This window comes from Marinomonas sp., assembly GCF_039940335.1.
GTDB lineage: Bacteria > Pseudomonadota > Gammaproteobacteria > Pseudomonadales > Marinomonadaceae > Marinomonas.
The window spans coordinates 328,800-353,794 of the sequence record NZ_JBDVGW010000012.1 but is presented as its reverse complement, the minus strand read 5'-3'; the positions used below and the strand labels follow the sequence as shown (position 1 = coordinate 353,794).

Below are 24,995 nucleotides of genomic sequence, written 5' to 3'. Positions count from 1 at the left end.
CTTACTGCAAGTTGGTTTCGACTTAATCAAAAAATTCGAATTGGCTTAACTAAGCATTAAGTATAATGTAGCGTTATGTAAGGATGTAATTATTTTTAATTGTAAAGCTGGAATAAAGGTCGTTAAGACAGGTAATATTGAGTTAATAGAAGTGGTTAAATAAGTTACTGATAGCAAATTTAATCGTTAAACGTGGGCTTTATTTAGTGAAGTATTTAGGGAAACGATATGTTCAATAAACATTTGCACGATGAAATACAGAGTTTGAAGGAAGAGGTGCTCTCTTATCAGCAAGTTAGTGAGAGCCTACAGTCAGAGATGCTCTCTTGTATTTTGGATTCCAGTGGTAAAATCACTTCTATTAATGAGACTTTTTATCGTGCCATTGGCTATTCTGATGATGCAAGCTTTATTGGCAAAGAGTTGGCTGAGATGGTTCGTCCAAGCTCTCGCAACACCGCCCACTATCATGACTTTCTTGAGGCCCTTAAATCCGCTAATCATTGGTCTGGAGCCTTTCAAATTGAAAAAGCGGATGGCTATGAGGCTTGGTTGCGTATCATACTGCAACCAGTTAAAAACAAAAATTCTGCGGTAACACATTTCAGCATTTATGGTAATGATTTAACGCGTACCATCACCACTTCTCGTGAACATGAAAATTTGATCACGGCTTTAAAACGTTCAACAGCAGTGATCGAGTTTGACATGTCTGGTCATGTATTGGCCGCTAACGATTTATTTCTACAAAGCATGGGTTACTCTTTAGCGCAAATCCAAGGCAAGCACCATAAAATATTTTGTGAGGAAAGCGAGGTTAATTCCGAGCAATATCGTCAATTCTGGGAAAGCTTGAATAAGGGGGAGTTTGTCGCGCAACGCTTTAAACGTATCAACAGTATCGGAGATGTTGTTTGGTTAGAGGCTTCCTATAATCCTATTTCAGATATTGAAGGCAATTTATATAAAGTGGTGAAATTCGCCACTATAGTGACAGATCAAGTGAAACGTGAAATCGCGGTTTCAAATGCAGCAGATATTGCTTTTACCACCTCGCAAGAAACGGATGATAGTGCTCGTAAAGGCAGTGCTGTTGTAAATGAAACCGTAGAGGTTATGCGTCAGTTGTCTGCACAGATGGCGGAAGCCGCTGAAGGTATTGCTGAACTGGATAAACAGTCTCAGCAAGTAGGCCAAATTATTCAGAGTATTCAAGGTATTGCAGATCAGACGAACCTACTGGCATTAAATGCGGCCATTGAAGCGGCCCGTGCAGGAGAGCAAGGACGTGGCTTTGCCGTCGTTGCAGATGAAGTCAGACAACTGGCTTCACGAACCAGTGCCGCCACAGAAGAAATTGTCGGTGTGGTAGAGCAGAATCAAGTCTTAGCAGAAAAAGCGGTTTCACTGGTGAACACAGGTAAAGATCAAGCTGAGAAAGGCCTTAATCTATCTAGCCAAGCCGGAGATGTCATCATTGAAATCCAAGATGGCGCTAAGAAGGTGGTAAATTGTGTGGAAGAATTCGCTTCACAATTTAGCAAATAGACTATCCAGTAAATAGCACTTTGCAGTTTTTTAAAAGCCTTTGCTTTCGCAAGGGCTTTTTATTGGACACTGTTCAGGTGAATGGGCTGAAGTTGTGATTGGCAGTTGTCTGACGTTTCTTTTTGAGTGCTGGTAAGGCTTTCTAATAGCCCTTCTTGGAACCATAAGCTTAGGTAAGTGCAGTGTTCAAAATCGACAAATCCAGCGTATTGCCAAACCTCGGCACTCCCTTTGAAAGAGCGTAACTCTGGTACGCCGACTATTTCTAAGGTTTCTTTCTTGGTGAGACCTGGGGAAAGATGCATGGATTTATCTCTTAATGAGCTGCACCCCACTAGCCATAACACGAGACACATCATCAACAATTTTTGCATGGGCTCCACTCCTTTGTTAAGCACCTTAGAGATTTGATCAAGAGAGTTTATCCCTTAATTTATAATACAGCATTCCGGACACTAAGCCTGGCCACCTTAGCAAAGTACCTCCCGGGAAATTATGGCTGGGCACATTGGCGAAGACATCAAAGCGTTCCGCTGTACCGCTCACCGCTTCAGCCATCAGCTTTCCACCCAATGTGGCCATCGCGACCCCATGACCGGAATAACCTTGGGCAACAAAAGTGTTGCCTTCTTGTCGAGCAAAGTAGGGCATTCTGTTGAGTGTAATAGCCAAAGTCCCCCCCCAACTGTAATCGATATTAAAAGGTTTTAATTGCGGATAAACTTCTAGCATGTGTTTTTTTACAAAGCTGGCGATGTCTTTTGGGAAGCGCGATGAATAGTTTTCACCTCCTCCCCACAGCATGCGCTTGTCAGCCGATAATCGAAAGTAGTTGACCACAAACTTGGAGTCCGCAACCGCTAAATCATCAGGGTTTATCTCATTGTAAATTGCCTCGGGCAGAGGTTCAGTGGCGAGGATAAAGTTATTAATCGGCATGATTTTTTTGGCGGCTATAGGGTTGAGTTTGCCCAAATAACCATTGCAGGCGAAGAGTAAATAGTCGGCTTTGACAGTACCTTTCTCACTATTCACTTGCGGCTTATGACCGCCTTGATAATCCACTACTGGGCTATCTTGGAAAATCTTCACCCCAAGCTGTTGGGCGGCTTTTGCTAAGCCTAGCGCGTAATTATGAGGGTGTAGATGACCGCCTTCGGCGTAATATTCTGCGCCAAAGTATTTCGTTGTACCAAGCTTTTGTGTCAAATCTTTGGCGTTAATAAAACTGGCTTGTGGGTAGCCAAGCTCAGTGTTGAGATAGTCGATTGTGAGTCGGGCATCTTCTTCGTGAGAGGCTTTACTTGCCACATGTAATAGACCCGATTTCAGATCACAATCAATCTTAAATTCGGCGACTAATTCTTTAACAAGGTCGACGGATTCCACCGACATTTGCCACAGGGCATCCGCTTGGTCACGGCCTAACTTTTCCGCTAGCTTATCATGGGACATATTAAGCCCTTGGCAAATTTGGCCGCCGTTTCGGCCAGAGGCACCTGTGCCGATTTTATTCGCTTCTAGCACGCTGACACGATAGCCTTTTTTCGCCAGATGTATGGCCGCCGAGAGCCCGGTGTAGCCTGCGCCAATAATGCAAACATCGGTATCATGACTATCATTGAGCGTGTAAAAGGTTAGGTTTTGGTTGGCGCTATGGGCATAATAAGATTGCTCAAAACCTTGGTTTTTCATAATAAAGACCCAGCAAAAAAGTGAGCGAATAAGAGAAATTATTTTCTCCATGTTAAGTGTTTTTTAGACCATTAAGAAGTTCTTGACCTCAAAATAATGGCATTAAACTTGCTAAATTAAACTAAATAATTCATTGAAAGTAGCTACCCCTAAGTGGGTATATTTAATTGCGACAGCAATGTGTTATTCCTATAAGCCTATTAACGAAACGAAAGGTGATTCATGGGTGTGTTAGAAGATTTTCTGAAAAAACATTCAATTACAGAAATCGAGTCTACATTAGCGGATATGACAGGGAACGCTCGGGGAAAATTTTACCCGACTCGTAAGTTTTTAGCAGAGAATGGCGGACGACTACCCGAAACCGTGTTAGTACAAAGTGTGACAGGTGACTGGGCTTACAATCACTACGATATTGTGGATGCCAGAGACCGTGACATGATTCTGGTGCCTGATACCAACACCTTACGAATTGTACCTTGGGCAGATGAACCAACGGCTCAGTTGATCAACGATTGTTACGATACCCAAGGGAATCTACACCCACTTTCAAGTCGTACCATTTTGCGTCGTGTCTTGGCGCTATTTGAGAAAGAAGGGCTGCGCCCAGTGATCGCCCCAGAGGTGGAATTTTATCTCGTACAAAAAAATGATGATCCAGATTATGAGTTAAAAGCCGCAACAGGCCGTTCAGGTCGCCGAGAAACGGCTCGCCGCTCTTACAGTATTGATGCGGTAAATGAATTTAACCCTGTGATCGATACACTGTATGCCTATTGTGAAGCTCAAGACCTAGATGTGGATACCTTGATTCACGAGTCTGGTGCGGCCCAAATGGAGATCAACTTCTTACACGGAGATGCTCTAGATCTAGCCGATCAAGTGTTTGTGTTTAAGCGCACCTTGCGTGAAACGGCCTTAAAACATGATGTCTACGCGACCTTTATGGCTAAACCCATGCAGCATGAGCCTGGCAGTGCCATGCATATCCACCAAAGTATCGTAGATATTAAAACGGGTAAAAATATCTTTACCGACAATGGCGAATTTAGTGATGCCTTCTATCACTACATGGGCGGGTTACAGAAATACACCCCTAGCGCTATTAGCTTCTTTGCACCGAACGTGAATTCCTACCGTCGCTTTGCCCCCGAAATGGCGGCACCGGTGAATATGAAATGGGGTATAGACAATCGCACCACAGGCTTACGAGTGCCAGTGGCCAGTGCCGAAGGAACACGTATTGAAAACCGCTTTCCAGGTGCAGACTGTAACCCTTATTTAGCCATTGCTGCGAGTTTGGCTTGTGGCTATCTAGGACTCAAAGAGAAATTGCGTCCGACGGAGCCTATCACTGGTGCGGCGGCAATGGACCACGATAACGTGGAGCTGTCGCGTACTTTAGAAGAAGCGCTCAGGTTATTAGAAGATTGCCCAGAAATTTGCGAAATTATGGGGCAAAGCTTTGTTAATGCCTATATAGGCGTTAAGAAGTCAGAATTTGAGACCTTTAACATGGTAATCAGCTCGTGGGAAAGAGAACACCTACTGCTGAATGTATAAAGCGTGACCAAGTATTACTTGGAATGGACGATTAATTTAACTTTGAAATCAGAGGTAGGACAGTATGAAGAACACCGCTTTTCGTTTGTGTAAAACCATGATGCCAATCATTGCCAGTGCCGCCATTGCTGTACCGGCTGCAGGTCTAGCTCAAGAAGAACTTAAGTTCTATAACTGGTCGGATTATATTGGTGAAAATACCATCGCTGATTTTGAAGAGCGCACCGGTATCAAAGTCATTGCCGATGTTTTTGACAGTAACGAAGTGTTAGAAGCCAAACTGTTGGCAGGTGGTTCTGGTTATGATCTTGTGGTGCCGACGGCTTCTTTTATGGGGCGTCAAATTCAAGCTGGGGTTTTTCAGACACTGGACAAAGATAAATTACCGAATGGCAAAAACATTGATCCTGAATTGTTAGCCTACCTAGAAGCAGTAGACCCAGGTAATGCCCATGGTATGCCTTATTTATGGGGAACCACGGGTATTGGTTATAACCCAGCTATGGTCAAAGCGGCATTAGGGGAAGATGCTCCAGTGAACAGCTGGGACTTGGTGTTTAAACCAGAGAATATGGCCAAGCTACAAGAGTGTGGTGTGATGTTCTTAGATTCACCAGATGAGCTTTACCCGCTGGCGCTTAATTACCTAGGTATGGACCCTAATAGTCGTAGTCCCAAAGACTATGCTCTCGACAGCGCCCCTGCGAAATTGCTGAAAAGTGTGCGTCCTTACGTGACTCAGTTCCACTCTTCCCAATATATCAGTGCGCTTGCCAATGGCGATATCTGTGTGGCCATTGGTTGGTCTGGTGATGTGATTCAGGCCCAAGACCGCGCGATTGAAGCAGAGAATGGGGTTGAGGTTGCCTATAGTATTCCGGATGAAGGGACGCAAATCTGGTTTGATATGCTTGCCATTCCAAAAGGTGCTGAAAATGCGGATAACGCCCACACCTTTATTAATTACCTAATGGAGCCTGCAGTGATTGCTGAAATCACCAACTATGTGGCCTATGCTAACCCCAATATGTTAGCAACCGACCTACAGGATCAGGAAATTTCGACTAACCCAGGTATTTACCCATCAGCGGAAGTGAAAGAGCGCTTTTTCACACAGAAGCTTCGCGGGGCCAGAATCGAGAGACTGATGACGCGTTTTTGGACCAACCTAAAAACCGGCAAGTAACTCAGTAAATAAAATGCCCGCTTTCACTTCCTTTTCTGGAAGCGCGAGCGGGCATTTTTATGTCTGACAGTGCTTAGTTTTGCACAAGATTGAGCGTATCGTCAGCGTAATGGGCTTCAAGTTCTATGGCGATACTTTTCGACGTTGGGGTATGGCTGAACTCACCATAACTGTCTAGCGGCACCAATGGGTTGGTTTCTGGGTAATAGGCAGCGATGTTGCCCGCTGGAATATTGTAAGGAACCAAAATAAAGCCTTCTACTTTACGTTCCACTTGATCGTCCCATAAAGAACGTAAATTCACTCGCTGGCCTTCTTGAAAACCCAATCGCTGAATGTCTGCAGGGTTAATAAAGACAACTTTACGCTCGCCTTTAATGCCACGATAGCGGTCATCCATGCCATAGATGGTGGTGTTGTACTGATCGTGAGAGCGTAATGTCTGCATGATCAAGGTGCGCTGGTTTCTAAGGGCTTGAGCACGCTTGGGTAAAATACTCTCTGGTAAGGAGTGGGTATGCAAAATGGCCTTTTTAGCGGGCGTATTCCATTGGCGCTGACGGGCACTATTACCTAAATAAAATCCGCCTTCTTGCAAAATGCGTTGGTTAAAATCTTCAAAACCCGGTACGACGGCTGCTATGTGCTCACGTATCACATCGTAATCATCTACCGCGGCCTGCCAGTCAATTGGGAAATTCCCTAGGGTGGCTTTGGCCATGCCGGCGATAACAGCAGGCTCAGACAATTGCTCTGAGCTCAAAGGACTCAATACGCCACCCGAGGCGTGCACCATACTAAAGGAGTCTTCCACCGTGACTTTCTGAGGGCCAGCCTTTTGTTGGTCTAAATCGGTTCGACCCAAGCAAGGTAGGATGAGGGCTTGCTTGCCCGGAATAAGGTGTGAGCGATTAAGCTTAGTACTAATTTGTACGCTCAGGTCGCATTGGCTCAAGGCTTGTTCCGTTGCCTGTGTGTCTGGGGTGGCTGCTGCAAAATTACCTCCTAGGGCAATAAAGACTTTCACCTTGTTATCAGCCATGGCTTTAATGGTATCCACCACGGCCAAGCCAGGTTTTTGTGGAGGTGTGAAATGAAAGTGCTTTTCCATCGCGCTCAAAAAAGCTGGGGAAGGGCGCTCATTGATGCCCATGGTGCGATCCCCTTGCACATTACTGTGGCCCCTTACTGGGCAGGCTCCAGCACCAGGTTTGCCTAGATTACCTCTTAATGCCAGCAGATTCACAATCTCATGGATAGTGGGTACCGAGTGATGGTGCTGAGTGATGCCCATGGCCCAAGTGCAAATAACGGATTTGGCCTTAGCGTACACTTGGGCACAGTATCGGATTTGCTCTTCGGTGACGCCCGACTGTTCTAGTATGTGCTCCCAAGATGTGGCTTCTACTTGAGCGAGGTAGCTGTCCATACCTTGGGTGTGATTAATAATGAATTCGTGGTCAAAAATTGCCTTGCCTGCTTGTTGAGCCTCAGCTTCCATTTCGATCAAGACTTTAACTATGCCTCGAATCAGAGCCATATCGCCGCCAATTTTAGGGCAAAAATACGCGGTATTAGTGGGCTTGGAGCCATTGGTGAGCATTTCTATCGGCTTTTGAGGGTTTTGGAAGCGCTCTAAGCCACGCTCTTGTAGCGTATTAAAACTAATAAGGTCGGCACCGCGACTCACGGCTTCTCGTAAAGTTTCGAGCATGCGTGGGTGGTTAGTACCAGGGTTTTGCCCGAACACAAAAATCGCATCAGCTTCTTCAAAGTCTTCAATCGAAACTGTTCCTTTACCAATACCGATACTAGAGGTTAAGGCATAACCACTTGCTTCATGGCACATGTTGGAACAATCTGGAAAGTTATTTGTGCCGTAGGCTCTTGCAAACAGTTGGTAGAGGAATGCCGCTTCGTTGCTGGCACGACCAGAAGTGTAAAAGGCAACCTGATCGGGATCCTCTTGCTGTTTCAGAGTGGTAGCGATAAGTTCGTAAGCTTTATCCCAGCGGATAGCTTCATAGTGATCAGTGTGGGCGTTGTACCACATAGGTTCAGTGAGTCGTCCTTGGTATTCTAAGAAATAGTCACTTTGGGTACGCAACCAAGACACACTGTGTTGTTCAAAAAATGCTTTGTCTACCCGTCGAGAAGTCGCTTCCCAGTTCACCGCTTTGGCGCCGTTTTCACAGAAACGGATTTTTGATGGGTCGTGTTTTTCCCCCCAAGCACAGCCTGGGCAGTCAAAACCGTGGGGCTGGTTAGTCTTGAGTAGAGTATTAATATTACGCACCGCATTATCACTTTTAAGCCAATGCTTGGTGGTACTTTGCAACGCCCCCCAGCCGCCAGCGGGTCCTTTATAAGGGCTAAAAAAGTCTAATTTTTTGCTCATGGTGATGCGTCCTTGAATGGGTCAATGGGGGCGTATAAACGCGGGCTGTCTTGCTTGGGTAAATGGATTAACACCAACCCATAATGTCGAGCCATGGTCACAGCTTGATGGCTAGGGGAGGCTAGATGAATAAGCCTTGAAAGCTTAGCCTTGACGGCTTTTTGTACCAGCTCAGTACTGCAACGGCTAGACATAATAACACTGTGATCATGGAGTTGAAGCCCATTTTCAAGAGCATAACCTATAACTTTATCCAGCGCGTTATGACGGCCAATATCTTCCATACAGACAATGACTTCACCTTGGGGAGAAAGTAACAAGGCCGCATGGATCGCACCAGTTTTATGGGCTAGCTCTTGGTGCTGATTTAGCAATGATCTTGCTTGCGATAAATCGCTCGGTGCAATGTCAGTACAAGCGCTAAGGGTGGGTAATTTAGGAAAAGCTTGCGCTAAAGATTCCGTACCGCATAGACCACAACCTGAAGCCCCCAGTCTTACCTGTTGGGATTGTTTAAACTGACGAAACATTCTCGGGCTGATGGTTAACTCAATGGTCAACTGTGTGACGAGAGCATCGTTATCGGGGGAGTGAATTTCAAGATCCCGAACATCTGTAGCGTGTTCGATAAAGCCTTCACTGAGAGCAAAGCCTAGGGCAAAAGGTTTGAGGTCATTTGGGCTGACCATCATCACCGCCGTGGCAATGCCATTAATGCTGATGGCGGCAGCGATTTCGTCAACAAGCTCGATATTAACCGCTGGCGTGCCTTGCCATGATCTCTTGTCACAGGCCAATAATTGATAAGAGTTTGTTTTGGAAGCGCTCATGTATTACCGCCAATAGAGAATTTTTGGTCAAGCTATCAACCTGAAGAAGGAAACAACAGGCTGTTATTTCGTTCAAAAAGCCGTTATTTCGTTCAAAAAACAGGGGGCTATGTTACTTGATTATTACCTTGGCAAACAAATCCGTTTGCCAAGTCTTGACGTTATTGTTTAACCCTTGGTCGTATCTGTCACTAAACAGCAAAGAAAATAGATTTACCTTTTATTGTACTATTTCGCGTAGTCAGAACGAGATATTCCTGTAAAATTGCCAGCTTTTATTAAATGAGCAAAAGTGTAAAAAGCGCCAGTAAGGGCTAGACTTTTGCGTCGAGAGATTAGTGAATGCCAAGCAAGAAAAAACATAAGCCGAAAAAGCAAAAGCCACAAAAACAGTCGAGCCCTTTGATTGGCTGGGGGCTGATTCTGACCACCTTCCTATTAATGATGGTGATTTATCAAGCCACAGTGCCCACAAGTGAGCCGCTAGAGTCTTTCCATTTGCCGCAAGTGGATACGCTAGAGAACCAAAGCGCACCAGCGGAAGATGACCGCTCTGTTGCTGAACGTGATTCTGCCAGTTTAGATGACCAAACCTTGGAAGATATTCCCTTAACCGCACCTATCGAACCGAGCCAAGCGCTTATTTCTCCAGAGGTTTCCGTTGTTGAGTACAAGATAAAATCGGGCGACACACTGGCCAAAATTTTCAAACAACAAGGCTTGTCCCTAGGTGTCATGTACCAAGTGCTGGAAGCCGACCAAGAATATTTGGCGCTGGAGCCTATCATCACGGGTAACTCTTTATTCTTTGTGATTGATGCCAACGGAGAATTGCAAAAAATCTCCCGTCAAATTGATGCCAGTAAAACCATTTCTTATCAGCGACATGAAAGTGGTGGCTACAGCTACCAAGAAGATATTAAGCCCATTACTTATTATCAAACCGCTTTCCATACCAAGATAAAGAGTAGCTTTTATCTAACGGCGAAAAAAATCGGCTTATCGGATGCTAATATTCTATCGATTCATGGCTTACTAAAAGGCTATATAAATTTCAGCAAAGACCTGCAAGCTGGAGATGCCTTCGATGTGGTCATTCAGCAAGGCGAAGTGAATGGTGAAAAGGTTGGTGGAAGTCAAATAGAGGCCATTCAGATCACAGTAAAGGGCCATACCTATCAAGCTTTTCGACACTCGGATGGGCATTATTATGATAGCCAAGGGTTAGGTTTAACCCCTTCTTTACGACGCTGGCCAACGGCCAAACATTACCGGGTTAGCTCACCGTTTAATAGCAACAGATTACACCCAATAACAGGCCGACCAGCCCCCCATAACGGGGTTGATCTAGCGACACCAATCGGTACTAAAATCTTAGCTACCGGCAATGGTGTGGTGACTCGCGTAGCGGATCATAAGTATGCGGGTAAGTATCTGGTGATAGACAACCCAGGTCCCTATAGTTCACGTTATCTTCATTTGAACAAAGTGTTGGTGAAAAAAGGTGATAAGGTTCAGAAAGGCCAAGTGATTGCTTTGTCTGGTAACACAGGGAGAACCACAGGGGCACACTTACATTATGAATTGCACATTAAGGGTAAGCCTGTGAACCCAATGACAGCCACCATACCGACATCTCAAAGTATCAAGGATGATCAGCGTGCGGTCTTCAGTGAACAGGTTGCCAAATGGCGAGCTATGCTAGAGGCCAGTTAGGGGAATGGTAGACAAAAAAAATGGCGCACCTTTAAGGTTGCGCCATTTTTGTTTGTGCTGAGATGTCGCTATTTTATGCTTGGTTCAATTCGCTCTTGTATGAACGGTTGCCGATCATAAATTGGGCTAGGAACATAGCCAAGCCTATGGCTTGTATCCATAGATCTAGCCCTGGCCATAGCATCAAGCCAGAAGCGATTACCATTGCCAGACGAGACAGAATGTTTAGCTTATTCTCAAGGTAGCCTTCCATTGCAGCCACGAGAGCATACATACCGAAGATGGCAAAAATGGTCAGCCTTAGCAGGGTTTCTGCATCGCCACCGATCAGTGGTGTATAAGCCATAAGCAAGGGCACTATATATAGACCTTTTGCTAGTTTCCACGCCATCATACCGGTTCGCATCGGCGGCGTTTTGGCAATGGCAGCGGCCGCAAACGCGGTTAAACATACTGGCGGTGTCACGTTACTGTCTTGAGATAGCCAGAAAATGATCATATGGGCTGTCACTAGGATCATGGCAACGCTTTGAGCGCCTAGAGCTTGATCCATCAACATGCCTTTAAAGTCTGCAGGCACTTGTGCTAACAAAGCCGCGGCATCGGCACTGGACATACCTTGTGCTAAGGCACCTATGGCAGCAGGATCAACCAGCATAAAGACCGCACTGGCTGCTTCAGGTAGATTGCCAGCCGCCATCATTTCGATCAGTTGGCTTTCTGCAATTAAGTTGAAAATTGCGGGTGCCGACAAGGTTCCCAAAACAATGTAGGAAGCTGTAACAGGTAAGCCCATCCCCAATACTAAAGAAGCAATCGCCACTAAAATAATGGTGAAGAATAAGCTACCGCCCGCCCAATCGGTAATTAAAAGAGAGAAGGTATTACCCACACCAGTGGTACTGATTACATTGACGACCAAACCGATACCGATCAAGAGTACCGCAGTTGTGGACATGTTTTTCGCCCCTTGCACCATGGCATCTAGGATCGCCAATGGACCCATGCGATGGCCTTTTGATAACCAAGAAGAAACGATCACCGCAATGATGCTTAAACCTGCCGCGTAGGTAGGAGTGAACCCTTGAATCAGCAGCGCCACGAGAACACCTAAAGGAATAATATGGTGCCAACCCTCTTTAAAAACTTGGGAAACGGCGATGCTATCCTCTTCGGTCGCAATTACTTTACTGCGTTTGGCTTCAACACGAACAAAGAAGCCAACAGATAGAAAGTAAAGTAGGGCTGGAATCGCAGCCACACTGATAATAGTCACGTACGAAACCTGTGTGTAGGAAGCCATGATGAAGGCACCAGCCCCCATTACCGGAGGCATTAACTGACCACCTGTAGAAGCCGCGGCTTCAATACCCGCCGCAAAACGTGCAGGGAAGCCCGCTTTACGCATCAAAGGAATGGTGATTACGCCAGTAGATACCGTGTTGGCGACCGAAGAGCCAGATACTGAACCCATTAGGCCAGAACCTAAAACAGCCACAAAGCCCGGGCCACCAATCATTTTGCTGGCTAGAGATCGAGACAGGGCGATGATGAAGTCACCCGCGCCAGATTTTACTAAGAAGGCGCCAAATAGAATGAACATGAAGACGAAGCTCCATGAAATTCGCGAGATGGAGCCAAACATACCGTCAGTACTAAAAAAGCTGCGGTAAAGTAAGGTTTCGACACTTAAGCCTGGGAAGGCGAATGCGCCCCCAAGCCAGCTGCCCCAAAGGACAACATAAGTCAGCGCCACAACGATCAAGAAAGGAATAAACCAACCACTAGTACGGCGGATCAGTTCTAAGGCTAGTAATACCGCGACACTGGATACTATCCAATCGCCAGTATTAAAAGTAACCCCTCGAGCGTAGAGAGCGTCTTCAAAGAAAACAATGTACAGCACCATAGCGATTAAGGCCGCTACAATGACGCCATCCATAATAATCGCCAGCTTACTATCACGCCATTTGGGGTGAGCAGGAATAAGGAGTGCACATAATGTACCGAAGCCTGCGAAATGGAAGGCTGAGACCCATAATTCAGGCAGCGTGCCTATGGTGTTGATGTAAATATGGGCAACCGCCAAAAAGATGGAAAGGGCAAAAACGATACGATTTAGCATTGGGCTGGAGCGATGTTTAGTCTCAAATTCTTCAAGATTAATATCGTTATCTTCAGCAGGCGTTGCTGGGGATGAAGCAGTCATAAAACAGCTACCTTACGTTGAACAGTAGAGAGTTATAGCAAAATACAGACACCGAGGAATGACGGTGCCTGTATTGGTTCGTTCTAATGCAAAGAACGAGAGGATATTATTCTGCAATCAAGTGCGCAGGAATTGTCACACCTTGCTCACGATAGTAGCGAGCAGCACCTGGGTGCAATGGTACAGGCAAGCCTGAAATCGCTTTTTCTAAAGACATAACCGCTGTCGCTTTATGGATCGCACTTAAGTAACTAAGGTTCTCATAAATAGATTTGGTTAATTGGTATACATCTTCTTCAGAAAGGTCGGCACGTGACGCTAGGAAGTTAGGCTGAGCAACCGTGTTGATCGGCTTAGTTTGGCCTGGGTAAGTGTTTGCAGGAATCACATAGCGAGTCCATAGCTTGTAGTTACCGTTAGCCGCTTTCATTTGCTCATCAGTGAAGTCCAGTACTTGTACTTTATCCCCCATAGAAGCGTATAGGCGCGTAACGGCACTCACAGGTACACCTGCAGGCGTGTTCATGCCATCGATGTTACCGTTTTGCATGGCATCTGCACTGGCACCATAGCCCATGTAAGCGAGAGTGAAGTCATCGGTTTGTACGCCAAGACCTTTAAGTAACTGACGGCCTGAGCCTTCAGTACCAGAGTTCTTTTTACCGATAGAGAACTTGTGGTTAGTGCCTTCGATGTCTTTTAAATCTTCAACTGTACCCGTTTTAGCCAGGTCAGTTTTTAACACAAAGTGCTCAACATTTTGCCAAAGCATAGAGATAGAACGTAGTTCGGTTTGCTTACCAGAACTTTCTAGAGGGCCTTCGCCGTTCCATGCCCAAGCACCGTACAAACCTTGCAAAATAGCAAGTTGCGCTTGGTTTTCACGCAATAGTTTGATGTTTTCACCAGACCCTGCTGAGCTGATCGCAGACAGTGAAAGACCAAATTTTGGCTCTAATTTCACTTTACTCAACGTTGCAATGGCTACCCCTACTGGGTAATAAGTACCACCAGTAGAAGCTGTCGCTAGAATGTAATTGCGGTTATCTGCTGCACTGGCTTGAGTGGCAGATAGTGCGATGGCTGCTGCGGTAGCAGTGGTAAGAATAGTTTTGCTGACAAATCCCAATTTCATATTATTTTTCTCCGTTAGAGGGTTTTTGATTCACAAACCTAAATAGCGAAAATCGTGCCAAAATATTAAGATATTGATTAATATAAGTTTTTTATAAAAACAAAAGATATTGCAAGAAATAAGCATGTCTATGGGCGGTTTATTGCTGATAGTGGGAAAAATGCTATCGGCAAAAAATAGCTCATGATGTAAGCTAGCAAATCTAGACCTCTATTGGGTTATTTAGAGGAAGACGGTTTTTAAATGAGCAATAATTTGCCGATAGGGCGCTAAGGGACCAGAGGAAAACAATGCAAGTAGATTCGCAGATCAGCGTGGTGTTATTCGATTTAGGAAATGTGTTGGTGGACCTTGGTGGTATCGAAGAAATGCACGCCATGCTTAACACCCAAGGGGAAGAGGCAGAGGTCTGGCTGAAATGGCTGAACTCTCCTTCCGTGGCGGCATTTGATACCGGACGTATTTCTTTTGATGAATTCGCTCAGCGTTTACCCGCAGAGGCGGGCAGTCAGTCGGACAAAGACACCTTTAAAAAAGCCTTCAAAGCTTGGCCTTTAGGGCTATTCGATGGTGCATTAGCATTAGTGGATGCCATTAAGCCTCAATACCATAGAGCCATTTTATCCAATACCAATGCGGCTCATTGGCCTCGTATCATGGGCGAAATGGGATTAGCGGGTCACTTCCATAGCTATTTTGCTTCTCACTTAATTGGCGAGGTCAAACCTGAGCCAGCCATTTATCAACATGTGTTAGACAAGCTACAAGTAGCACCAGAGTGTATTGTCTTCATTGATGATAATCAGGTGAATGTGGATGCTGCCATAGCGCTTGGCATGAAGGCTCACAGGGTAAAAGGTGTGAGCCAAGCCAGAGAGGTATTAGAGGCTTATCAGGTGTTGGCTGATAAGCCTTAGTTGATTAATAGCAACGAGGTAGGCTATTCGCCTTGAGGCTTTGATAAACGGCCAAAGGTTGGGGCATGCTTGCCCCTAATGACTCAATTCGTGTCTCGTTGGAAGGGTGAGTCGAAAGGAATTCTGGCGTATCTGAACTTCCCAGTTTGGCCATATTTTGCCAAAGGTAAGTGTCAGATGGCTAAGTCAATATTGTTTAGCTCGAAGCCCTCATTCAGTCTTTGCCGATAACGTCACGATTTTTTCAATGGCGTCTTTTACTTTGTTCATATGGGTCATGTGAATGATGTGACCTGCCTCTTCTAACCATACTACCTCCGTATGATTATTCTTAAAGAGCGTCTGAGCTACCTCAGCATTGGCAGGCTCTACCAGAGTATCTTGTTTGCCTTGCAGTATGATCAATGGGCTGTTCAATTGCATGAATTTAGAGCGAATGTCTTTTAGGCTGGCAGAGAGTTGCAGTACTTCATCATTTGAATGTTGCCATTTTTGCGACACCAGTGCATTGGGTAGCCAATCAAGCAGGGTGTTATACCAGCGTGGTGCGGCAAATTTAGGGCTGACATCGCCTGCTAACATGATGGTGCCAGCGACGATTTTAGCGTAATCCACTGCTAACAAGGGCGCTAAAGAAGCCCCCAGCGAGTGACCAATCAAGTAGATTTTTTGCTCACCGCTCTGATTCCAGATGTGCTTGAGAAGCGGGCCAATTTCATTGGATTGCAACTGTAAATGCGTGGGTAAAATTTGGCCGCTATAGCCAGACTCTCCCCAACTTGGTCTATCAATAGAAATAAGACGATATTTTTGGTTGAGTTCTGGGTCTAAAAAGTAGCGAGAGAAAGAAGACCAACTGCCTGGGGTGCCATGAATAAACACCAGTACAGGGCGTGGCTCTGCTTGGCGTTTATTACTGACGTAATGCAGCTTATGTGTACCGTCTATGCTGTCGACATAATGGTGTTCGATCAATCCTGGCGTATTGTTCACATGTTCGGTGATCGCTGTGTTTTGTTTTAGCTCATCAGGGCGGCCACAGGCGGACAATACTAGGGCCAGAAAGCTCAGCAATAGCAACTTCATCATTAGAAAACGTCTCTATACAAGGAATGATCTTATGACTGCTGCTGCTGTGCAAAGTTCCCAGATTCTTTGAGGCTTTACACAAGCTCGTGGATGGCATTGGCAAAGTTTTTCACACTTTGCCAATCGGTAAATTCAGTGTCGGAGTTAAGATCGGTCGGGCCTTTCGTCATCCACATAATGAAACGTATCATGTGGCGATCAATCAAACCGTATTTAGGGTAATTTAAACGCCCTGCAAACACCCCTTGCAAACTAGGTTGCCAAGCCAATTCCTGTAGGAATTTAATAATGTAAGGGTTGGTGTCTGGTTGGTTTTTTTCGCTTTTTCGAGCGACCAAGTTAACGGTATAGAAAACTGTCTGTTTCGATTCCAACAAGGCTTTATTTGCCTTGATCAAATCTGCCACCACGGCCTGATGTTTACCATAGCGAATACTGGCACCAATGACGATGCAGTCAAACGCTTGCAGGGTTGCTGAACTAACCTCTTCAATGGGCATCAGAGTCACATCTTGCAAGGCTTGGGTTAGGTGTTCGACCAAGGTTTGACTGATTTTTAGAGTATGACCATCAGTGGTGGAATAAATAATAAGTGTGCGTGTCATACAAGTATCAGTAAAACTGCCTCATGATAGGGATAAAAAACAGCCCTGTTATAAACACTCAAAGGGAACATGTAAAGCTTACCTCACACATAGAGCCAAGAGGCTCATATGTGTGAGGCGGATTAGCGGGGTTAGATTTGGGAGATTTTTTGCGGAACTTGTTGGGTAATACAGTGAATATTACCACCGCCCAGCAATATGTTACGGGTCGGCACACCAATCACTTTATAGTCCACAAACGCCTCTTGTAAAATAGCCAATGCTTGGGAATCTGTGCTTGAATCTAGCAAGGGTACAATCACATTTTGATTGGTGATTAAGAAGTTCGCATAGGAGGCCGCTAAACGTTCCCCTGCCTGTCGATCCATAAATTCACTGGCCTGCACACTTTGCGCTTCATCTGGCTGCACAAAAAGCGGCCCAGGCATAGGTAATTTTATGATCTCAAGTTGGCGGCCTTGGGCATCCTGACTGTTTTGCAGCACATCATAGGCTTGTTGGGAAATCTCAAATTGTGGATCACTAGGGTCTTCACAATAGGTTAACGCCACCACACCGGGTCGAATCACATGTAAAATATTATCAATATGACCGTTAGTCTCATCGTTATATAAGCCGTTCTTTAGCCAGATGATTGTGCTGACATTCAAATATTCTTTAAGTAGGTCTTCTATCTGAGCTTTGCTAAGGTTCGGGTTGCGACTTGGGTGTAATAAGCATTCTTCTGTGGTGTACAGAGTGCCTTCACCATCCACATGGATCGAACCACCTTCTAGGATAAGTGGTGCGTGATAACAGCTATCGTCAGTGATGGCTGTCATGTGGCTAGCCACTTCGTTATCCAGCTCCCAGTTATCATAAAGACCATCGAGTTCTCCGCCCCAAGCGTTAAACTGCCAACTCACCCCACGGCGTAGCCCCTTATCATTCACCACATAGGTGGCGCCGATATCACGCATCCAACTATCGTTTGATGAAATCTCCAATACTCGGATGTGATCTGGTATAGCGTGACGAGCCTGCTTGATGTGTTCAGGGCCAACGATAAAGGTTATCGGTGTTGTTTGTGCAATGGCTTTTGCGACAGCGACAAACTCATTTTGCGCAGGAATGCCTTGTTCGCGCCAATTGTCTTCACGCACCGGCCAAGCCATCCACACCTGTTCTTGTGGCTCATGTTCACCGGGCATGCGAAAGGCATCACGTTTAGGGGTAGTGCTCAATTGGGTCGTCACACTGTAATCCTCTGTGAAAGCGTTGAAGTCATAAGATTAGCCCAGCATAACTGGGCTAATGGTTTTAAGAACGAGCGGGAGTTTTGCCGTCTAGAGTCATGATTGGATCATATAAGCTAGGACGACGATCACGGTATAAGCCCCAAGCCTGACGTTGGAAAGCAATGTCCGCTAGATCAAATTCATGCACCAATACGCCTTGGCTAGTACGATCCGCTTTGGCCACTAATTGACCTGTGCTGTCAGCAATGAATGAGTTGCCGAAAAAGGTTAGGGACAAATCTCGGAATTGCGCTTGCTCAGTACCAATACGGTTAGAAGCAATTACTGGAATCTGATTCGCCGCCGCATGACCACGCATGACAGTTTCCCAATGAGGTTGGCTATCCAACTCTGGCTGGCTTGGCTCGCTACCAATAGCCGTTGGGAAGAACAACAACTCAGCGCCTTGTAAGGCCATGCTACGAGCGGTTTCTGGGAACCATTGGTCCCAACAAATGCCCACACCAATTTTCGCGTAACGCGTTTGGAAAACCTTGAACCCTGTGTCCCCAGGGCTGAAGTAGTATTTTTCTAAATAGCCGTCACTGTCTGGAATGTGGGTTTTACGATAAGTGCCCAGCAAACTGCCGTCCGCATCAATGATGGCTACAGAGTTATAACGCACGTTGCCCGCTTTTTCGAACCAACTAAACGGCAATACAACCTCTAGCTCTTTTGCCAAGGCAGAGAAGCGTTTAAAAGCGCCATTTTCTTCCAGTGTGGTCGCCATAGCATGGTAAGACTCACTGATTTCGATACAGAAATAGGGGGCTTCAAACAGCTCTTGCAACAAGATAATTTGCGCGCCTTGTTCAGCGGCTTGTCGAACGAGAGTTTCTGCCTTGTCTAGGTTTTCTTCTAGGTTCCAAGTGCAGGCCATTTGGGTCGCAGCAACGGTGACTTTTTTCACAGTAAAGGCCTCATTAAGGTCAATTTGTTGGTGATTTGCTAGTTGTAACGCGAATTAGGTTATTATGGAAATGTTAAATTCCGTTTTCAGTATGAGAAAAGCGAATAACCTATGGACATTGATATCAGTCAACTGCGATTACTGGTGGTGTTGGATAAAGAGCGCAGTTTGTCTCGAGCAGCAAAATCTTTGCACATGAGTCAATCTGCCGCAAGCCATATCCTAGCGAAGCTAAGGTTAAGATTTGATGACCCTTTATTTGTCAAAACCAAAACCGGCATGGAGCCTACGCCTACAGCCCAAGCGTTAGTGCCCGATTTACGCAAAGGTCTTAGTACTTTAGAAATAGCGTTTAATCGAATTAAGCCTTTTGATCCGAAAAAAGAGGCTAAAACCTTTTACATTGGCGCCATTGATTACTTTGAATTCTTCGCCTTACCCAAGTTGGCGGAGCGTTTTCAGCACGAGGCGCCGAATATCCGCATCGGTATTGAAATACTGCCGGAGAATCTGCGGATCGATAAAATAGAGGAAGGTCGATTAGACTTATTTGTAGGGGTGGATGACGTGCATTCCATTCCTCGCTATTACCAACGACATCATTGGTTGACAGATAGCTATGTGGCCATAGTGCGCGAATCCAGTCCATTGCCCGATACACTAGATTTTCAGCGTTTTGTCCGTACCTCACAAATTCACTTGCCCTTGGCCAATTCGGGGGCCGATTTGATTGATGCTTGGTTGTTAGAGCGACATCAATCACGACAAATCGCCATGATAGTGCAGAGTTACGCTATCGGTGGCATGGTGACAGCGAAATCCGATTATCTCATGTGTGTGCCCCGCAATATCGCTGAAAAGCTGGTGACCATGTTGCCGGTTAAAATGTTGGCGCTGCCTGAGGGCTTTCCAGATTTATCACTGAGTTTATTTTCCCACCAACTGTACGATAGCCAAGAAAGTGTGCAATGGTTGATACAGCAAATCCTCGATTGTCGCCCCGCTCATAAGGTCAGTGTTTAAGCGGCTACCCCTTAGGGGATATGGCTATTTTCATGGTTTTTTAATAGCGTGGATGTCAGTTAGATAGAATTTAAAGAAGGGCTGAGCCCAAGGGAGTTTCTATGAAAACCTACGATCAATGGCAGCAGCTCGCTGACACTGTGACAATACCCAACAACGCCTACATTAATGGACAATTTGTACCTGCGCTGAGCGGTGAAACCTTCGATTGTGTGAACCCGACAACAGAGCAATGTTTGGCGAAAGTTGCCAGTACAGATGCGGCGGATGTGGACGTTGCTGTGAGTGCCGCGAAAAAAGCCTTTAAGTCTGGGGTTTGGTCGCAAATGGCCCCCCGTGATCGCAAAAACATCATGCTGAAATGGGCCGATTTAGTCAGCCAGCACCAAGATGAGTTTGCCGTGCTGGATACCTTAGATATGGGCAAGTCCATTTCTGAAATGCTGACCATTGATGTGCCAGATTCCATTGATTGTATGCGTTGGACAGCAGAGGGCATCGATAAGCTTTATGGCGAAATCGCCCCAACGGGCGGGCCAAATTTAGCCTTGATAAGCCACGAGCCAATTGGTGTAGTAGCGGCCATTACCCCGTGGAATTACCCCCTAATGATGGCCTCTTGGAAAATTATGCCAGCTTTAGCGGCGGGTAATAGCGTCATTCTCAAGCCTTCTGAAAAGTCGCCTTTGAGTGTGCTGCGCTTAGCTGAGTTAGCGACCCAAGCGGGCATGCCGGATGGCGTGTTCAATGTCTTACCAGGATTTGGTCATACGGCAGGTAAGGCATTAGCACTGCATAACGATGTGCAAGTACTGGCGTTCACTGGCTCGACAAGGGTGGCAGGCATGCTGATGCAATACTCAGGACAATCCAATTTAAAACGAGTGTGGATTGAAGCCGGCGGTAAATCCCCTTGCTTAGTTTTTGATGACTACGAAGACATAGAAAAAGCGGCTCAAGGTGCCGCCGCTGCAATATTTACCAACCAAGGAGAAGTCTGTATTGCTTGTTCGCGTTTGTATGTACAAAGCAGTATTAAAGACGTCTTCATGGAAGCGCTTCTAAAAGCCGCTAAGAAATATGTGCCGGGCAATCCGTTGGACCCAAATACCAATATGGGACCACTGGTGGATAAAAACCAAATGGATACCATGAGTCGTTTTGTAAACAGTGCCAAACAAGAGGGCGCCCGTTTAGTGTTAGGGGGAGCGCCTAGTTATCAGGCTGGGCAGGGATTTTTTGTCGAACCGACGATTTTCGTCGATGCCGAGAATCGTATGGAGTTTGTCCGTGAGGAAATATTTGGTCCAGTACTTGCTGTATCTACCTTTGATACGGAAGAACAGGCCATTGCCTTAGCAAATGACTCCCAGTACGGCTTAGGTGCTGCTATTTGGACCAGTAACTTGTCCCGTGCGCACCGAGTTAGCCGCCGTTTAGAAAGCGGCATGGTATGGGTGAACACTTGGGGCGATGGAGATACCACTGTGCCGTTTGGTGGGGTGAAAGCTTCTGGTAATGGTCGTGATAAATCTTTGCACGCCATGGAAAAGTACACAGAATTGAAGAACGTTTGGATACGTTTATAAAAACTACCGAGTAACTGTTTGATAAAAATGCCGTTCTACCCCCTTAAGGGTATATCCCTTGATAGGGGGGAATTTTTAGAATGGCGCTCTGAATACAAAGTGGTGTTCGAAGTGCTGGGCAAACCCGAGGCTTGCCTTTTTTATTATGGCCACAAGCACCTTTCATTAGGTGTGATTGATGAGGTTGTTTATGTCAATTCCTACTCATACTAATTCCTATTATGCAGCGTCTGCAAACGACACTGTGCTCCGCCCTGAGCTAAGCGGTGAGCATAGCTGTGATGTTTGTATCGTAGGAGCAGGATTTACCGGCATTTCTTCTGCTTTACATCTGGCGGAAGCCGGCTATAAGGTCATTGTTGTTGAAGCAAGCCGGATTGGTTTTGGTGCTTCGGGTCGTAATGGCGGTCAGTTGGTAAACAGCTACAGCCGAGACATCGATTTCATCAAACGCCACTATGGCGAACAAGTGGGTGAGCAGATGGCGGCCATGGCCTTTGAAGGGCAAGCGGTGATTCGTCAGCAAGTGTCCAAATACCAAATTTCTTGTGATTTAAAACAAGGCGGTATCTTTGCCGCTTGCAATGCCAAGCAATTCGAAGAATTGAAAGCAAAAAAAGCCCTATGGGAAGCCCATGGCAACGACCAACTAGAGTTATTAAACGCAGATGACATTCAAAAACACATAGGTACCGACCGTTACGTGGGCGGTCTATTAGACGGTTTAAATGGTCATGTACACCCCTTAAATTTGGTGTTGGGAGAAGCGGCTGCCTTTGAATCTTTAGGCGGCGTGATATACGAAGCCAGCCCAGTGACAAAGGTTCAAGAAGCTAAGATTGAAGGCGAGCTTGCCACGGTAACCACAGCAAAAGGTTCCGTGAAAGCCAAGCACGTGATCGTAGCGGGCAACGCTTATATCACTGGCATTATTCCAGAGGTAGAGAAAAACTCCATGCCTTGTGGTACACAGATCATTGCCACAGAGCCTTTAAGTGAAGCAATGCAGAAGGCGATTATACCCAATGATGTCTGTGTGGAAGATTGTAACTACCTATTGGACTATTTCCGTTTATCGGGTGATGGTCGCTTATTGTATGGTGGCGGTACGACCTATGGTGCTCGTGAGCCTGAGAAAGTCGAAGCTTTGATTGTGCCAAAAATGCTTAAAACTTTCCCTATGCTCAAAGACGTAAAAATTGATCATGCGTGGACAGGAAACTTCCTGTTAACACTGATGCGTTTGCCGCAAGTGGGACGTATTGGTGCTAATGTTTATTACTCTCAAGGTTACAGTGGCCATGGGGTAACCAGTACCCACTTACTAGGTAAAGTATTGGCAGAAGCTATCCAAGGGGATACCAAACGCTTTGATGTCTTTGCTGGTTTACCTCAATATCCATTCCCTGGTGGGCGTGCATTGCGTGTGCCCTACACGGCTGTGGGAGCGGCTTACTATGCCCTTAGAGACAAACTAGGTATCTAATTGAATTTAGTTTTACTCACCCTAAAGCCGCTCTGATAGAGCGGCTTTTTTATTGGTCAGAGCTAAGGTTTGTTTTGATCGAGAGATTCTAAGTGATCCAGAAACAGGGTAAAAATCTCCGATTGGGTGGATGTGTCGAGGCGGGCATGGATGTTTTTTCTATGAACTTTAACCGTTCCTGCACTGATACCAAGGCTATCGGCTACCGCTTTCGATGAATGGCCACGAAGAATCAAACCAAGCACTTCTTGTTCTCTTTGCGTGAGTACGCCACTGGCAAAGGTTTTAAGAGCATGCTTGATTGGCCCCATAGAGGGCTGATAATCCAAATAGCCTCTAGATTGAGACAACCAAAACTGCTGGAACAAGGACTCTATCAGCGGGAAGACTTCTTTTAGCTTGTTCATTTCAACCCGCTTAATTGACCCCATCTGGCTTTTTCTACCCAATGAAATGGCGCAAGTGGTTTCACCGTCTAGCGGGATGATTAGATTTATTTCATCCACCAAATCAAATTTTCGATAACAGGTTTGATAATACTCAGTGTCTTTAAACGAGTCTGGGGCAAGGTCAATGAGACGACTAATGCCACAGGTCATGCCTTGCTGAATGCTGTTAAATAAAGGGTCTAACAGATAGGCAGAGTTCAAATAGAGATTGAGAGTAGGGCTGTGAGCAGACTTGTCTTTAGGGTGAATAATGATGGGCTTAAAGGATTTTTTATAGGTCACTATGATGAGGGTATCGAAGTGACAAAGCCGCGCCAAAAAAGTCTCTAAAACCGTTGGAAAGCTCGGTACACGTAGGTGATTCACCAGGACTGCCAGCTCCTTCAATGTGTCGGAAGAAATTCCGTCATGAGTGGGTTTGCTTGGCAACATGGAAAAGCCTCTTAAAGGGTTATCAGTAAATTTCTACCATAAGGGATAATGAGTAAATAGTAAATATTGTGATCACAAAAATGAGTGGTTAATGATGTATAAAAAATATTTTTTATTTTTTATACAAATTATTTTTGCGCAGATTGCTGAATAAATTCATGCAAAAGTTCCGATGTGCCAATAAAGGCAAAGCCTTCACGAATGTCCGCCGCGATGGCAATTTGCAGGGCGACAGCGTCCTGATTTTTTATCGCTTTTAGGGCTTCTTGATGGCGATCAATGACGTAATGTTCCCGTACTTTTTCATTTGAAAGGCGTAGAAAAGGGCCAAGCTGTAACCATAAACTTTCAATTAAAGGCATACCAATTTGGTGCGGGTTAGCCGTATAGAGTAAGCGATGGAAGGCTTGGTTGTAGGTAATGGTTGCTTCAAACTGCTGGAGTTTCATGGCCTGATCTATGTTTTTATCGAGGGATTCTAGTTGCTCTAAAATGGTGCCATTTATGTAAGGGAGCGCCCTAATAGCGGCATGAGACTCAAGCGCTATGCGTGTTTCACATAATTCTTGGAATTTCATAGCACTCATGGTTGGCACAATGATACGTCGATTTTCTTTCACTTCTAACGCCCGTTCCGCACACAATCTTTTGATGGCTTCACGAACCGGCATCGGGCTCACCCCTAAAATTTTTGCCAACTCCCGAAGCGATAAACTGCGCCCCGGTAAGATCTGACCACACATGACAGCGTGTCTTAAAACCTCATATACCCACTCGGTGATAGTTACACCGTCATTTCGGTCGGTTAATGTTATGTTTAAAGGAGCAGGCTTACTCAATTACTTATCCTTTTCGAGTTTTTTATTGTATAAAGATTCAATCTAATTCAATACAAAGTTCGGATCGGTTTACCAAAGATCGTAGTCTGATCATAGAGT

At 45.6% G+C, this 24,995-nt stretch carries 20 protein-coding genes; 8 read left to right on the top strand and 12 right to left on the bottom strand.

Annotated features, from left to right (window positions below; genetic code table 11):
* The first annotated feature begins 228 nt into the window (after positions 1–228).
* Positions 229–1,548, top strand: a complete 1,320-nt coding sequence (locus ABJF92_RS09045; RefSeq protein WP_446815464.1) for a methyl-accepting chemotaxis protein — start codon at positions 229–231, stop codon at positions 1,546–1,548.
* 59 nt (positions 1,549–1,607) lie between these two features.
* On the opposite strand, the gene ABJF92_RS09040 is transcribed toward ABJF92_RS09045, so the two are convergent.
* Positions 1,608–1,922 (bottom strand): hypothetical protein, encoded by a 315-nt coding sequence (locus ABJF92_RS09040; RefSeq protein ID WP_446815463.1) that lies wholly within the window; start codon positions 1,920–1,922, stop codon positions 1,608–1,610.
* 37 nt (positions 1,923–1,959) lie between these two features.
* Complete coding sequence (locus tag ABJF92_RS09035) at positions 1,960–3,243, bottom strand: NAD(P)/FAD-dependent oxidoreductase (protein WP_446815462.1); 1,284 nt, start codon at positions 3,241–3,243, stop codon at positions 1,960–1,962.
* Positions 3,244–3,465: 222 nt separating this feature from the next.
* On the opposite strand from ABJF92_RS09035, the gene ABJF92_RS09030 reads away from it, so the two are divergent.
* Together ABJF92_RS09030 and ABJF92_RS09025 are read left to right on the top strand one after the other, a co-directional pair.
* Complete coding sequence (locus ABJF92_RS09030) at positions 3,466–4,806, top strand: glutamine synthetase family protein (protein ID WP_446815461.1); 1,341 nt, start codon at positions 3,466–3,468, stop codon at positions 4,804–4,806.
* Between the two features lie 64 nt (positions 4,807–4,870).
* Positions 4,871–5,992 (top strand): extracellular solute-binding protein, encoded by a 1,122-nt coding sequence (locus ABJF92_RS09025; RefSeq protein WP_446815460.1) that lies wholly within the window; start codon positions 4,871–4,873, stop codon positions 5,990–5,992.
* 73 nt (positions 5,993–6,065) lie between these two features.
* On the opposite strand, the gene ABJF92_RS09020 is transcribed toward ABJF92_RS09025, so the two are convergent.
* Together ABJF92_RS09020 and fdhD are read right to left on the bottom strand one after the other, a co-directional pair.
* Positions 6,066–8,390: an FdhF/YdeP family oxidoreductase gene (locus ABJF92_RS09020; protein WP_446815459.1), complete on the bottom strand. Its 2,325-nt coding sequence runs from the start codon at positions 8,388–8,390 to the stop codon at positions 6,066–6,068.
* Positions 8,387–9,220, bottom strand: a complete 834-nt coding sequence (gene fdhD, locus ABJF92_RS09015; RefSeq protein WP_446815458.1) for a formate dehydrogenase accessory sulfurtransferase FdhD — start codon at positions 9,218–9,220, stop codon at positions 8,387–8,389. Before fdhD ends, ABJF92_RS09020 begins: the two co-directional genes overlap by 4 nt.
* A gap of 342 nt (positions 9,221–9,562) precedes the next feature.
* Here fdhD and ABJF92_RS09010 point away from each other — a divergent pair, with 342 nt between their 5' ends.
* The gene (locus ABJF92_RS09010; protein WP_446815457.1) at positions 9,563–10,936 is read left to right on the top strand and encodes a peptidoglycan DD-metalloendopeptidase family protein; all 1,374 of its coding nucleotides are present in this window, start codon (positions 9,563–9,565) and stop codon (positions 10,934–10,936) included.
* 73 nt (positions 10,937–11,009) lie between these two features.
* Here the strand turns inward: ABJF92_RS09010 and ABJF92_RS09005 are convergent, their stop codons facing one another.
* Entirely contained in the window at positions 11,010–13,145 is a 2,136-nt protein-coding gene (locus ABJF92_RS09005; protein WP_446815456.1) for a TRAP transporter permease, read from the bottom strand.
* Positions 13,146–13,251: 106 nt separating this feature from the next.
* Positions 13,252–14,280, bottom strand: coding sequence for a TAXI family TRAP transporter solute-binding subunit (locus ABJF92_RS09000; protein ID WP_446815455.1), 1,029 nt, complete (start codon positions 14,278–14,280; stop codon positions 13,252–13,254).
* 290 nt (positions 14,281–14,570) lie between these two features.
* On the opposite strand from ABJF92_RS09000, the gene ABJF92_RS08995 reads away from it, so the two are divergent.
* Positions 14,571–15,197, top strand: coding sequence for an HAD family hydrolase (locus tag ABJF92_RS08995; RefSeq protein WP_446815454.1), 627 nt, complete (start codon positions 14,571–14,573; stop codon positions 15,195–15,197).
* 210 nt (positions 15,198–15,407) lie between these two features.
* Here ABJF92_RS08995 and ABJF92_RS08990 read toward each other — a convergent pair whose 3' ends face one another.
* The 4 genes from ABJF92_RS08990 to aguB all read right to left on the bottom strand — a co-directional run bounded on the left by ABJF92_RS08990 (position 15,408) and on the right by aguB (position 19,078).
* Positions 15,408–16,286 (bottom strand): alpha/beta fold hydrolase, encoded by an 879-nt coding sequence (locus tag ABJF92_RS08990; RefSeq protein WP_446815453.1) that lies wholly within the window; start codon positions 16,284–16,286, stop codon positions 15,408–15,410.
* Between the two features lie 74 nt (positions 16,287–16,360).
* The gene (gene hemG / locus ABJF92_RS08985; protein ID WP_446815452.1) at positions 16,361–16,891 is read right to left on the bottom strand and encodes a menaquinone-dependent protoporphyrinogen IX dehydrogenase; all 531 of its coding nucleotides are present in this window, start codon (positions 16,889–16,891) and stop codon (positions 16,361–16,363) included.
* 131 nt (positions 16,892–17,022) lie between these two features.
* Positions 17,023–18,126 carry an agmatine deiminase gene (gene aguA / locus ABJF92_RS08980; protein ID WP_446815451.1) on the bottom strand — a complete coding sequence of 368 codons (1,104 nt, stop codon included), beginning with the start codon at positions 18,124–18,126 and terminating at the stop codon, positions 17,023–17,025.
* Between the two features lie 64 nt (positions 18,127–18,190).
* Positions 18,191–19,078, bottom strand: a complete 888-nt coding sequence (gene aguB, locus ABJF92_RS08975; protein ID WP_445975828.1) for an N-carbamoylputrescine amidase — start codon at positions 19,076–19,078, stop codon at positions 18,191–18,193.
* Between the two features lie 111 nt (positions 19,079–19,189).
* Here aguB and ABJF92_RS08970 point away from each other — a divergent pair, with 111 nt between their 5' ends.
* The 3 genes from ABJF92_RS08970 (at position 19,190) to ABJF92_RS08960 (ending at position 23,176) form a co-directional block, all read left to right on the top strand.
* Positions 19,190–20,101 (top strand): LysR family transcriptional regulator, encoded by a 912-nt coding sequence (locus ABJF92_RS08970; RefSeq protein WP_446815450.1) that lies wholly within the window; start codon positions 19,190–19,192, stop codon positions 20,099–20,101.
* 101 nt (positions 20,102–20,202) lie between these two features.
* Complete coding sequence (locus tag ABJF92_RS08965) at positions 20,203–21,690, top strand: aldehyde dehydrogenase (protein WP_446815449.1); 1,488 nt, start codon at positions 20,203–20,205, stop codon at positions 21,688–21,690.
* A gap of 190 nt (positions 21,691–21,880) precedes the next feature.
* Positions 21,881–23,176: an NAD(P)/FAD-dependent oxidoreductase gene (locus ABJF92_RS08960; RefSeq protein WP_446815448.1), complete on the top strand. Its 1,296-nt coding sequence runs from the start codon at positions 21,881–21,883 to the stop codon at positions 23,174–23,176.
* Between the two features lie 62 nt (positions 23,177–23,238).
* Here ABJF92_RS08960 and ABJF92_RS08955 read toward each other — a convergent pair whose 3' ends face one another.
* Together ABJF92_RS08955 and ABJF92_RS08950 are read right to left on the bottom strand one after the other, a co-directional pair.
* Positions 23,239–24,057 carry a response regulator transcription factor gene (locus ABJF92_RS08955; protein WP_446815447.1) on the bottom strand — a complete coding sequence of 273 codons (819 nt, stop codon included), beginning with the start codon at positions 24,055–24,057 and terminating at the stop codon, positions 23,239–23,241.
* 128 nt (positions 24,058–24,185) lie between these two features.
* Positions 24,186–24,896 (bottom strand): GntR family transcriptional regulator, encoded by a 711-nt coding sequence (locus ABJF92_RS08950; RefSeq protein ID WP_446815446.1) that lies wholly within the window; start codon positions 24,894–24,896, stop codon positions 24,186–24,188.
* Between the last annotated feature and the right edge of the window lie 99 nt (positions 24,897–24,995).

Excerpts from the sequence above, each read along its gene's own strand:
- ABJF92_RS09025 (WP_446815460.1), top strand. The coding sequence starts at position 4,871 with ATGAAGAACACCGCTTTTCGTTTGTGTAAAACCATGATGCCAATCATT.
- ABJF92_RS09030 (WP_446815461.1), top strand. The coding sequence starts at position 3,466 with ATGGGTGTGTTAGAAGATTTTCTGAAAAAACATTCAATTACAGAAATC.
- ABJF92_RS09045 (WP_446815464.1), top strand. The coding sequence starts at position 229 with ATGTTCAATAAACATTTGCACGATGAAATACAGAGTTTGAAGGAAGAG.
- ABJF92_RS08970 (WP_446815450.1), top strand. The coding sequence starts at position 19,190 with ATGGACATTGATATCAGTCAACTGCGATTACTGGTGGTGTTGGATAAA.
- ABJF92_RS09010 (WP_446815457.1), top strand. The coding sequence starts at position 9,563 with ATGCCAAGCAAGAAAAAACATAAGCCGAAAAAGCAAAAGCCACAAAAA.
- ABJF92_RS09035 (WP_446815462.1), bottom strand. The coding sequence starts at position 3,243 with ATGAAAAACCAAGGTTTTGAGCAATCTTATTATGCCCATAGCGCCAAC.
- hemG (WP_446815452.1), bottom strand. The coding sequence starts at position 16,891 with ATGACACGCACACTTATTATTTATTCCACCACTGATGGTCATACTCTA.
- ABJF92_RS08955 (WP_446815447.1), bottom strand. The coding sequence starts at position 24,057 with ATGTTGCCAAGCAAACCCACTCATGACGGAATTTCTTCCGACACATTG.
- fdhD (WP_446815458.1), bottom strand. The coding sequence starts at position 9,220 with ATGAGCGCTTCCAAAACAAACTCTTATCAATTATTGGCCTGTGACAAG.
- ABJF92_RS08990 (WP_446815453.1), bottom strand. The coding sequence starts at position 16,286 with ATGATGAAGTTGCTATTGCTGAGCTTTCTGGCCCTAGTATTGTCCGCC.
- ABJF92_RS08965 (WP_446815449.1), top strand. The coding sequence starts at position 20,203 with ATGAAAACCTACGATCAATGGCAGCAGCTCGCTGACACTGTGACAATA.
- ABJF92_RS09020 (WP_446815459.1), bottom strand. The coding sequence starts at position 8,390 with ATGAGCAAAAAATTAGACTTTTTTAGCCCTTATAAAGGACCCGCTGGC.
- ABJF92_RS09000 (WP_446815455.1), bottom strand. The coding sequence starts at position 14,280 with ATGAAATTGGGATTTGTCAGCAAAACTATTCTTACCACTGCTACCGCA.
- ABJF92_RS08960 (WP_446815448.1), top strand. The coding sequence starts at position 21,881 with ATGTCAATTCCTACTCATACTAATTCCTATTATGCAGCGTCTGCAAAC.
- ABJF92_RS08995 (WP_446815454.1), top strand. The coding sequence starts at position 14,571 with ATGCAAGTAGATTCGCAGATCAGCGTGGTGTTATTCGATTTAGGAAAT.
- ABJF92_RS09040 (WP_446815463.1), bottom strand. The coding sequence starts at position 1,922 with ATGCAAAAATTGTTGATGATGTGTCTCGTGTTATGGCTAGTGGGGTGC.
- ABJF92_RS09005 (WP_446815456.1), bottom strand. The coding sequence starts at position 13,145 with ATGACTGCTTCATCCCCAGCAACGCCTGCTGAAGATAACGATATTAAT.